We start from the raw sequence: 10428 nt of genomic DNA, 5'->3' as shown, positions 1-10428 counted from the left end.
TCCAGGAGTGCGGCGCCGAGATCGACGCAGCACGGACCATCCCCGCGGGTGCGGGGCCGACACCTGGGAATGGCTGAAGGGTGTGATCCGGAAGGGACCATCCCCGCGGGTGCGGGGCCGACCTCCTGGTTGGCTCCCATCTGGTCGCGGAACACGGACCATCCCCGCGGGTGCGGGGCCGACCCGGGACGCCGAAACCGCGCTGCGGGAACTGGTGGACCATCCCCGCGGGTGCGGGGCCGACTCTCCTGCCCCGGATCCGCGGCCGGACCACCGGGGACCATCCCCGCGGGTGCGGGGCCGACCACGTCGAAGGTGTCGATGGTCGCCGATACGACGGACCATCCCCGCGGGTGCGGGGCCGACACTTATTGACCTGCATGTTTATTCGTCCGTGGTGACTTTTTCATTCACTTCGGTCGAAGCTTTGCTCTGTGCTGTTGCCTCGGCTGCGCGGCCTGGGTGAGTCTTGTGGGGTGTCGGTCTGCGTGGGTGAGGTTGGTGTTCTCGGGCGGGCTGAGAGGAGTAGCCCGTCGAAGTCGACGGGTCTCCAGCGGTCGCGGCCGGCAGTGCGGACGGCCCATCCTTGTTCGTTGTTGGCGGGTTCGATCATTACGGCTTGCCCGTCGCGGACTCGGTCGGCGAGGAGTTCCCAGAGGCGTTCTCGTACTCGTCGGCTGGGTTTGCCGACGAAGACGCCAGCGTTCACTTCGATCATCCATCGAGTGAGGTGGCCGCGCAGGCCCGGGGCGACGGCGATAAGGACGATGACCGTCATCGGCTCACCATTCGGCCGGGGTTTCGAGTTCGGGGCCGATGATGGTGACCTGTTGCTCGCCGAAGCCGGGTTGAATGAGGTCGGCTTCTTTGTCGGCCCAATTGGTGCCGCCGTCGACGGTGCCGACCTTGTCGTCCCACAATTGAGGCCCGGCGGGATCGTCCTCGGCTCCGTCGGCGGCGAGCAGCATTCGGACGTCGTGGACGATTCGTGGGAGCAGCCGTCGTTCGGCGATGAGGTCGCGAAGCCCCAATCGGGCGTCGCGTTCTTCGGTGAGTTCGTCGGCAACGAGGTCGAAAGCGAGGGGGATGGTGTATTCGGCCTTGTAGAGGTCGGCGATGTCGAGGACGAACGACATGGCTGATCCGGTGTGGACGAATCCTAGGCCGGGGCTGGCGCCGAGTCCGGTGATGACGGCGTGGGAGATGCCGTACAGGGCGGCGTTCGCGGCCGAGAGGACACGGTTGAGGTCGTCTCCGGCGGCGTGAGCGTCGCCGGCGATGTACTTGCGGCCTTGCCAGGCGATGCCGGTTCGTGAGGCGTGTTCGCGGTAGATGCGGCGGACGCGAGTTCCTTCGCGTCCACGGAGCTGTTGCATGGTCAGTTCGCTGACGTCTTCGCCGGGGAACCGCATCGAGTACATGGCGCGGGCGACCTTCAGCCGTTCTTTGGGCCGGGTTACCAGGTAAGCCTGTTGCATCAGGAGTCCAGCGCCGCGGGAAGGCCCGATCCCCGCGGCGTACATGCGGACTCCTTGTTGTCCGATCCAGCAGATGGTGGTGCCGGAATCGGCGAGGAGTGCCGCTGCGGCGTGTGTGATTCGGGTGCCGGGTCCCAGCAGCATGGCCGCGACCAGAGCTGCCGGGATGCGGACGGTTTCTTTCTTGTTGATGACCACGACGGCGTTCTCGTCGCGGTCGACATGGGATCGTTCGACGTAGACGGTGGAGATCCGGTCTTGGAGTCGGTGCAGATCGTGGGGATGTGCTTTCCACCAGATGTCGGCCATGTCAGGTTGCTGGTATCGGTGCGAGGGTGAGCAGCCCGCATCCGTATGCCTTGGAGGGCCCGATCCCCGCGAGGAGAGTGGCGGTGAATCGTTGCGGGTCGACGATCTCCAGATGGCCTTCGAAGGTGGCGGTGTGGATGGTGACCTGGGAGTTGCGCGTGCCGTTGTTCCGGTCCGGGTGCCCGAAGCTCAGTCGTTGGCGCCCACTGATGAGGACTTCGGGTGAGGGATCGTCGATTTCGATTCCGGGTATTTGGGGTTCGATTTCGGTGGCGGGGATGCGGAAGCCCCACTTGGGTGTCCGGTCCAGGAACCAGGTCAGTTGCATCGCAGCTGTGCGGTGTCCGAGCCGCAGCGATCTGGGGCGGCCGCGTTCGAGTTCGGGCTTGTCCGCTTCGGTTTCGGCGCGGGCGATTTGGGCTGCTGTGCGTTTGAGTGGGGTTTTGGTGTTCTGGACCGGGCTGGCGGTGAGGCGGAAGGCGTAGTGGTGGCCGGTGTCGAGTTTCGCGAGCAGGGGTCGGTAGTCGGCGATGTTGACGTGTTCGCCGTCGGCCTCTGGCCAGCCTGCGTTCTCGACCAGGTGAGACCAGTCGGGTTTGGTGGGGGTCAGCGCGTAAAGCCACGGCCGGTGGGGGTTGTCGGTGTCGAGCCGCCACAGGATGCGTTCGCTGATGGGGTCCCCCGGGACGCCGTGCAGGACGGCGCTGCGCATGGCGCGGGGGTTGGCCAGCAGTTTCCGGCTCTGCGCGCGCAGAGGGTTGATGCGGATGCGTGAGAGATAGGTCATGGGGGTGTCTTTCACCAGTTCAGGAGGGAGAACGGGTCATGGCCGACCGGCGGTGTACCGCTTCCGGCGTTCTCGGCGTCGGGCTCGGGGAAGCCGGTCGGGATTTGCACGGTTGTGTGGCGGACCCGGCGCTGTTGGTATTGCCGGTCGTGGAGGCCGAAGGACACGGGCACGTCCTGGCGGGTGCCGTCCCCGGCGGGGTCGTCGATGGTGACCGGCAGATGCACGAATGCTGGTTCGGTGCCACGTAGGTAATCGCGACGGGCGGCTTCGCTGGCCTGCCAAGGGTGAGAGGACAAGGCCACCATCAGTTCCGTATCCGGGGTGCCGGCCAGGATTGGTTGGGTGGGCACGCAGCTTCGTCGGCCGAGCGCCGGCGGGAACACCGGTCGCTTCATCGCTGCAGCGAGTTCTTTGATGGTCTCGGAGATCCCGGCCAGTCCTACCAAGAACACGGCGTCTTGCAGGTAGTAGCGCTGCGTGACGTGGGTGTACTTCGCTGGTGTGGTGGGTTTTTGGCTCCCTTTCGCGTTGACTCCGCTTTGTTTCAGTGGTTGGCCACGGTAGTCGGAGACGGTGTGGAAGTCGCGGAGCAAGGTGCCGGGCTGGTCGGTGCGGACCCCGATGTCGAGTTCGGTGAGGGCGTTCAGGTCGGCGCCGCGCTCCAGGCCGAGAGCGGCGGCGAGGAGCCCGATTACTCCGGATTTGGTGGGCTCGGTGCGGGTTTCGCGGCGGTTGAATTTGCTGTTCTCGCCCCAGGATTGTAGTGGTCCGGCCAGGCGGAGCAGCAGAACGGAGGTGTCGGTGGGTGTGGTCATCGGGGGAGGTATCCCCGCAGTTGCTCGAGCAGGCCCTGGCGGAGTTCGGTGACGGTAACTGCAGCGCCGAACGCGGTCTCCAGGTCTTTTTCGGTTTCGGGGCCGAAAGCGTGCGCGAACGCGGCATGAGCGGGCTTGTCGCCCCACATTTCGATGCTGCGCCGCTGCTCGGCGGCCAGCGCGAGGGCGGAGCGTTCGGCGATTCCGCCTTGGGGTGCGGAGATCGGTTTCTCGAAGGCGGAGACGAGGTTGACCGGCTGGTCCTCCCGTACTGCGACTGCGACCAGGGAGGGCAGGGTGCGGTGGGCGAAGGAGTTGCCGTAGCCGGTGGGCATCGAGCGGGCGAAGCTGTCGACGAATATGTCGATCGCCTTGAGCACCGCGTCTGTTTCGCCGAGGTTGTGGCACAACTGGTCGAGTCCGATGCTGGCGTATCGGTAGAGGGTGGCGGAGTTGAAGCCGATCGAGCCAATCATGCCGGCGGCGGGGTCGGCGTCGTTTTCGTTCGCGTCGTCGACGGCGGTGTAGTAGTCGAATTCGGCTTCGACTGCATGAGTGGAGAGTGCGTGTGCGACCTGAGCTGCAGCGTCGACGTTGAGGGAGGGAATATCGGCGACCATGCGCCCGAACAGTGCGACGTCCATGGGGTGGTTCTGGGTGAACTGGTCGGCGACCGGAAGCTCCTTCATCGCCTTCGCGAGCGCGTCGTCGTCCAGGGCGGCGAGTTCTTCTGCTCGACCTGCGACGAGATCGATCACCGCGTCGAGCTGACGATTACCGACGAACAGCAGGTAAGCGGTGTTGCCTGCTTTCTTCCCCGCCGTGATGCCCACCGGGGCCAGGACAGCGGTCCCCAGGCGGCCCGCATTCTGCGAGTCGAGATTGGTACGTTTCTCCAGGCGTTTGGCCAGTTCGGCGGCTACTTTGCGGGTGCGGGTCCCGAGGTCGTCCTTGGGGACGCGTTCTTCGAATCGCATCCGCGCTGCCCGCTTCCAGGCTTGCGAAGACACGCGGGAGCGGCGGACGCCGCCGTATATGGCTTCTTTCGGGTTTCCTTGGTCGTCGCGGTTGAGGTTGGCCGGCGGGACGGTTTGCAGTATGTGCAGGTCGATGCGTACGTGCTCGGTCATGTGAGGTCTGTCCTTTGGCGTGAGTCGGTGTGCGGCTGAGGTGTTTAGGTCAGCTGGTGGTGGTGTCGGCGGGTTTTTCCCACCGTTGATATCCCTGCGCCCAGGCGGTGCGGACGCGCTGCCGTCGGTCGGGCCAGTGCCAGTCTTCGAGGTCGCGCAGGAGCCGGTTGTAGTCCAGTGCTTGCTTGATATCGCGGAGCTGGGTAACCAGCCCGCGCAACTGGTAGGTCAGCGTCGACACCGAGGTGGAGCTCACCATCGCCGAGACGCGGCGATCTACAGCATCGACGCTGTACTTGTCGTGACCACGCAACGCTCGGAGCGCGGAGCCGAGGCCGACATCAGGGATGTGCATCAGAATCTTCTGGGACTGCTGATGGACCCCGAACAACGTCAACGCGGCATGTTCGGCACGCTGGCCGGCCGTTACGTCCCCGAACCGTTCCAGGTTTGCGTTTTCGTCGGGTGTGATGGTGTAGAACGGCCACAGCTTGGGAACCGTCAACGCTTCACGCCCAAGACCGGACCGCAACGCGGCGAGGTCTTCACCCGGCGGTAACTCCTGTTTCTCGGTGCCCTCGCGGATGAATCTGTTCCAATACCGTTGAGCCATAGGTCTGTTCCTTTTCGTTCGATCGTTTGCGCAGTGCAGCGGCTCGGCTGAGGATGTTGTTCACCGAGACATGGAACGAGTTCGCCGCCAGGCCGAGCTTGTAGTGATGTTCCTTGCTGCCCGATTTCTCGCTGCGGCCGTGGAAAGCGGCGGAGGGCAGCGCGAACAGTGGTGTAGCGCAGCGATGAACGGCGTCGAAGGCCATCAGCTCCCATGCTTCGCGTCCTCGGGTGAGTTTGTCCTCGTCACCGGAATCGGCCGATACGCCTGCCAGGAGACGTCGGACCAGCGGGTCGAGCGCGGCGAGTAGCTGCTCTCCCGGCCGAATGCCCTTGTTCCACGGGATCGGATCGGCGCCCACGGCGCGGCGCAGATCGGCGGAGAGGTGGTTGATCGCGTTGACCAGCTGTTCGGCTTGCGTCGCGGCGTCCACGACCACGTCATAGGCCGGTCCGGTGCCTCGCAGGGACGCCACGGGCAGGGGCACGACGTCGTGGATCAGTTCCTCGATCACCGCGGACTGGTTGCCGTACACAATGGCGAAGGTCTCCAGCCGCAGCGGATAGTCGACGTCGATGACGCCCTCGGCATCCAAACCTGCTATCTGGTCGATCAGCTCACTGGTCTGCGCCGCGCCATTCTCTTTCTCCAGAGCCAGCAGCGCATCCAGTCCACGCCATGCCGCCTTGCCTGCCGTATGCCGCAAGGGACGCAGCGCCGCGGCACCGGACCGTGTAGCGCCGGACCGTGTATTGGGCTTGTCCTTCCGCCACGCAGTATGGGTTTCCCACACCGGCACACCGACACTGAACCGGTCACCGGCAGACAAGACCACCCGTTCGACCACGACACCGTGGTCAGTGCCCTCGGGAATCAGCCGAATCCGTCGCGACTGCCAAGTCCACAGATCCAGCAAGCCCTCCGGTGCGCGGACCTCCCACTGCGGACCGAGGTGATCCCTCGCCCAGTGCGGGAGACCCAGCCGCCTCTGCACACCGATCGGCGAGTTCAACAGTAAAGTCTCGTACAGGGTTCGCCCGACCGGCATCACCACACCCAGCTGCCCCAACGGGCCCGTCGGATTACCCGAGGTCTTGCCCGTCTTCTCGGCATTCAGGTCACCGACGACGCCGGTCTTGATCGCCGCGGTATCCCAGCACTGCGCATGCAGCATCCACCGCACCGCCGCATCCAGCGGCAACCGTAGGACGTCGGCCTCGGTGCGGGTCGCAAACAACGGGACGTTGTTGCCCGAAGGCGCCGTGGCCACCAGCAACGCCGAACCCTTGGTCTCGCCCTTCTTCGTCCGCAGGCCGGCCACTTGTCCGAAGGGGTGCACCGGGTGCAGGACATCGAACCGATCACCGTGTTCAGCCAGATATGTATCGAGTGCGTCGATCTCGGCGGTCGCGAACCGGCCTTGCTTGAAGCGCTGACCCCACTCCTCCCGGGAGGACGGCGACCCGAGCGCGTGCATCGTGATCGGCAGTAAGAGCTGGCGCAGGATGGCCGGCAGCATCGTCGGCACCTCGACGTCGATGCCGACGATCCGGTGACTGTCCGTCAACGCCTGCCACACCGGAAGAGCCTTGACGGAACCGTTGTCGAACCTGCAGTGCAACAGTGGAATTGTCCGAATCAAGTCGCATTCATCCACGCTCTCATCCATTCAATAAGGGACATTGTTTAAATCCTTAGCGGCAGAGTACTTCGGTCACCGGTTCGGCTGTATGCGAAACTGAGGTGAAACCTGCCGGTATGTTTCAGCGGGCATGGTCCAGGACAGTGTTTGGACCCTCCGTCGGCCCCGCAGTCGCGGGGAGTGGCGTGGTGGCGTACCTCCGGTGCCCACCACGTCACTCGACGACCAAGCCGAGTTCTTCGTCGTAGCGAACCCGGGCCTCCCCCACCGCTCCTCGGCTGTCACGATCGAGAATGAGTGCACGGCTGTAGCGCAGCCACGGATGATCCCGCCAACCGTCCAGCGGTCTCAGCGACTCGAGCCCCGACCGGGCAAGCCGCATCGGTAACCGGAGGGTGCCACCTAGGACGTCATCGAGCACCTCGGCGGGAACCTCACCGTTCGGCCCCAGCCGGCGCCCGTTTTCGGCGCGATAACCGCGGGTGTCCCCGCGCACGAGGATCACCTCGATCGATTCCTCACCGTCACGCACGCGAACGTCGTCGTCCTTGACATACTCCCCGCGATGCAGGCCTTCCAACGTCGGGTACTCGTGCTCACCGAGCCGGGTCAGCACAAACTGGGCTGCCGTGTCGGCCCGCTTCCGTTGATCGGCCGTCCACGTCCGCAACGCATCGGCGACCTCGTCTGCCCATGCCTCGGGAGCCGCCACCTGCGGATCGTAGGCAGCGGCCACCAGTTCGGGGACCTGAGCGGGGACCTTCCAGTGATCGCCGTCGGCGTGCAGAGTCGCTGCAGCGCTTCGCAGCAGTGGGTAGCGCCCGTAGATCGCTTCGCTGGCATCGTCGATGCTCGGCGGGCCTTCCCCGCGAGGAGCGAAGCCCGTTATCACCACGGTCGGCTCACGCAGGCCCGACGGGCGGCGGACTCCGTCATGGCGGTGCATACGCCCGATCCGCTGAAGCAACAAGTCCATCGGCGCCAGATCGGTGATCAGCAGGTCAGCGTCCACGTCGAACGACTGCTCCGCGATCTGGGTGGCGACCACGATCGTCAAAGGTCGTTGCACCCCGTCCTTTTTCGGTCCCAGGCGATCGAGACAGGTCTCGGTCACCACCGCGCGTCGACAGACGTGCATCCGCGCGTGCAGTAACTCCACTGCCGAACCGAAGATCCCCTTCAACTCTGTGTAAGTCTTCTGTGCACGATCGACGGTGTTGCGGATGATCAGCACGCAGCCGCCTCCTGCCAGCCGATCGGTCAGCAGCTCGGCAATCGACGACCCTTCCCCGACCACCTCGACGTTGACTCGCAGCGATTCTGCCCGCCAGGCCGGTGCAGCGACTTGCTCGACCACCGGGCTGCCGTCGGTGTCCACCCACGCCGTGGTCACGCACGGGTAGCCCGGTTCCGCCTCGACGGTTACCGGCTCGAGCTCTTCGCTGCTGCGGGCTCCGGCGAGGTAAGCGCTGAGCAGCTGTTCGCGTTGCTGCGGTGGCAGTGTCGCCGACAGCAGGATGACCGGTACCCCGGCCTGGCCGAGCCAGCGCAACCCCTCCATGAGGAACTCTGACATGTACACATCGGCCGCATGCACTTCGTCGAGGATGACGACCTTGCCCGCCAGTCCCGCCATTCGCAACATCACATGCTTGGTCCGGGTCGCCGCCAGCAGCAACTGATCGATCGTGCCGACCACGAACGGCGCCAACAACCCTCGCTTCGCTCCGAGAAACCACTCCGCCGGCACGGTACGCACCGGCCGCTCGCACGTACACGGGTCGAACTCCGAACTCCCGTAAGGATCATCGAGCCCGAACTCATCCTCACCCACACTCACAAACCCCGCATCAGCATCCTCGGCGGACTCGACTAGCCGCTGCCATTCGGAGTTGAAGCGACGCTTTCCGTGCAGCAATGCCACCCCACCGGCAGCATCCGGAGCCACGGCCTCCACCCATGCACGCACCTGCGTGAACATCGGATCGCTCGTCGCCTGCGTGGGCATCCCCACAAAGACTCCGTCGAACCCGAACCGCGACGCCAGCACCTCCGCACACACCAACGCCGTCCGCGTCTTACCCTCCCCCATCGGCGCCTCCACGATCATCAGCCCGGGACGCGCCATCCGCGCCGCGCACTCGATCGCCACGCGCTGCGACGGTCGCGGCGACACATCGAACCGCTCCTTGAAATCAGCGGCCGACGGCTCGGAAATCCGGCCCCACCCACGTGCCAGACCGAGCTGCGCCCAGGCCGCCACTGCCCTCGAACGCCCCTTGTCGATACTGACCTCGTCCAGGCGATCGATGCCCGGGAAGTGATCACCACTCGCAATCCAGTCGGCCATCACAATGAACCCACTCAGCTGCAACTGCAGCGCCCGCGACGGCACGACCCGCGGCTCCACATCCCGAAGCTCCCCATAACCCAGTGCCCTGGTATATGCGGCAAGCAACGCTAGCTGCGCCTTCGGCCAATCACCCGTACCCCGCAGGCCAGGTTCATGTCGCCTGCCAGGCCCTAGATCACCGAGCGACGGAAACTGCCCATGGTGCCCAGCCACCAACGGCCACACCCAATCCCGATGCTCTCCACTCCACCCCGCCTCCTGAGCCAGGTCCTTCAGAATCCTCGCGCCGACCTTCTCGTGCCGCCACCGCCGCGCCTTGACCGCGCGATCATCCCAGCTCAGCCCAACACCACGCACCGCCGCCGCGCCATCGCGATCAACAGCTTGAAACACAGGAGTCGCCTTGCCCAGATCGTGAACACCGCAAAGCCACACGAACAACCGCCGCCCCGCATCACTTCCACCAGCAACCACAGCCACCTGACGACGCACCGAATCCGCCAAGTACTTGTCCCAGATCAACTCCGCGACAGCCGCCGTATCCAGCATGTGCGATAACAACAGATTCGCCGTGCCACCGGCACGACCAGCAGACTTCCCCCACAACGCCCCCAACCAGGCCCTCTGCGGACCCGACAAGTCCTCCCACCCAGTCGATCTCGCATCCCCGTCAATCGTCATGGCGCCCACCATAAAAAGCCCCACCGACAGAAATAGCCCCGGAACCGCCCCGCTGAGCCACCAGAGCCGTCAGCTGCCGCACCAGCGAACCTACAAAGCCACAGAACTCCAGCCGGGAAACCACCGCCGAGTGCGAATCCCTGGCCTCATGGTCGAGGCGCCAGCAACCCGCCCGATAGCGTCACCCACTATCGAGCGCCTCTTTGTGAAGGTTGTCTCCCTTGAAGGCGTTGCGCGACACCGCTCACCCGATGGCCGGGAAACATGGCTGAGAGTAGCCTCGGCCACGTGTTCAGACACATAGATCCCGTCCAGGCGAAGTGAATGAAAATCCGCCACACTGCGCACATAAGACGAGGTCAGGAAGTGTCGGCCCCGCACCCGCGGGGATGGTCCGCTTTGGCAGTGTCGAACGCGCTGCGGTACGCGGTCGGCCCCGCACCCGCGGGGATGGTCCTCCTGAGCAGTCGGAACCGACGAAGTAGCTTCGGTCGGCCCCGCACCCGCGGGGATGGTCCTCATGCACAGTGCCGAGGTCGAGCCGCCCGCTGGTCGGCCCCGCACCCGCGGGGATGGTCCCCCGCACTGGCCGCCGAGGCCAAAGTTTCGCGCGTCGG

The 10428-nt window shown here is 65.2% G+C and carries 8 protein-coding genes and 2 CRISPR repeat arrays (1 of these 10 only partly in view); all 8 genes read right to left on the bottom strand.

Annotation, left to right across the window (positions count from 1 at the left end; genetic code table 11):
• Positions 1–33 precede the first annotated feature (33 nt).
• A CRISPR array of direct repeats spans positions 34–366; the repeat unit is 28 nt; unit sequence GGACCATCCCCGCGGGTGCGGGGCCGAC.
• Positions 367–406: 40 nt separating this feature from the next.
• Complete coding sequence (gene cas2e, locus NS6_RS34460) at positions 407–778, bottom strand: type I-E CRISPR-associated endoribonuclease Cas2e (RefSeq protein WP_084471694.1); 372 nt, start codon at positions 776–778, stop codon at positions 407–409.
• 4 nt (positions 779–782) lie between these two features.
• Positions 783–1787, bottom strand: coding sequence for a type I-E CRISPR-associated endonuclease Cas1e (gene cas1e / locus NS6_RS33335; RefSeq protein WP_068050308.1), 1005 nt, complete (start codon positions 1785–1787; stop codon positions 783–785).
• Position 1788: 1 nt separating this feature from the next.
• On the bottom strand, positions 1789–2574 hold the full coding sequence (cas6e, locus tag NS6_RS33330) for a type I-E CRISPR-associated protein Cas6/Cse3/CasE (protein WP_068050323.1): 786 nt from the start codon (positions 2572–2574) through the stop codon (positions 1789–1791).
• An 11-nt stretch (positions 2575–2585) separates the two neighbouring features.
• The gene (gene cas5e, locus NS6_RS33325; RefSeq protein WP_068050306.1) at positions 2586–3392 is read right to left on the bottom strand and encodes a type I-E CRISPR-associated protein Cas5/CasD; all 807 of its coding nucleotides are present in this window, start codon (positions 3390–3392) and stop codon (positions 2586–2588) included.
• Positions 3389–4522, bottom strand: a complete 1134-nt coding sequence (gene cas7e, locus NS6_RS33320; protein WP_068050304.1) for a type I-E CRISPR-associated protein Cas7/Cse4/CasC — start codon at positions 4520–4522, stop codon at positions 3389–3391. Before cas7e ends, cas5e begins: the two co-directional genes overlap by 4 nt.
• 49 nt (positions 4523–4571) lie before the next feature.
• Positions 4572–5135 (bottom strand): type I-E CRISPR-associated protein Cse2/CasB, encoded by a 564-nt coding sequence (casB, locus tag NS6_RS33315; RefSeq protein ID WP_068050302.1) that lies wholly within the window; start codon positions 5133–5135, stop codon positions 4572–4574.
• Positions 5068–6756, bottom strand: coding sequence for a type I-E CRISPR-associated protein Cse1/CasA (casA, locus tag NS6_RS33310; protein ID WP_168443437.1), 1689 nt, complete (start codon positions 6754–6756; stop codon positions 5068–5070). Before casA ends, casB begins: the two co-directional genes overlap by 68 nt.
• A 235-nt stretch (positions 6757–6991) precedes the next feature.
• Positions 6992–9823, bottom strand: a complete 2832-nt coding sequence (gene cas3 / locus NS6_RS33305; protein WP_210746917.1) for a CRISPR-associated helicase Cas3' — start codon at positions 9821–9823, stop codon at positions 6992–6994.
• Positions 9824–10179: 356 nt separating this feature from the next.
• Positions 10180–10428: direct repeats of the CRISPR family, unit length 28 nt; unit sequence GTCGGCCCCGCACCCGCGGGGATGGTCC; it runs 2097 nt beyond the window's last position.

The sequence above is a fragment of the Nocardia speluncae NBRC 108251 genome (assembly GCF_001613245.1).
GTDB classification, from domain to species: Bacteria; Actinomycetota; Actinomycetes; order Mycobacteriales; family Mycobacteriaceae; genus Nocardia; species Nocardia speluncae.
The sequence above is the reverse complement of the archived record's forward strand: the minus strand, read 5'-3'. Positions and strand labels throughout refer to the sequence as shown.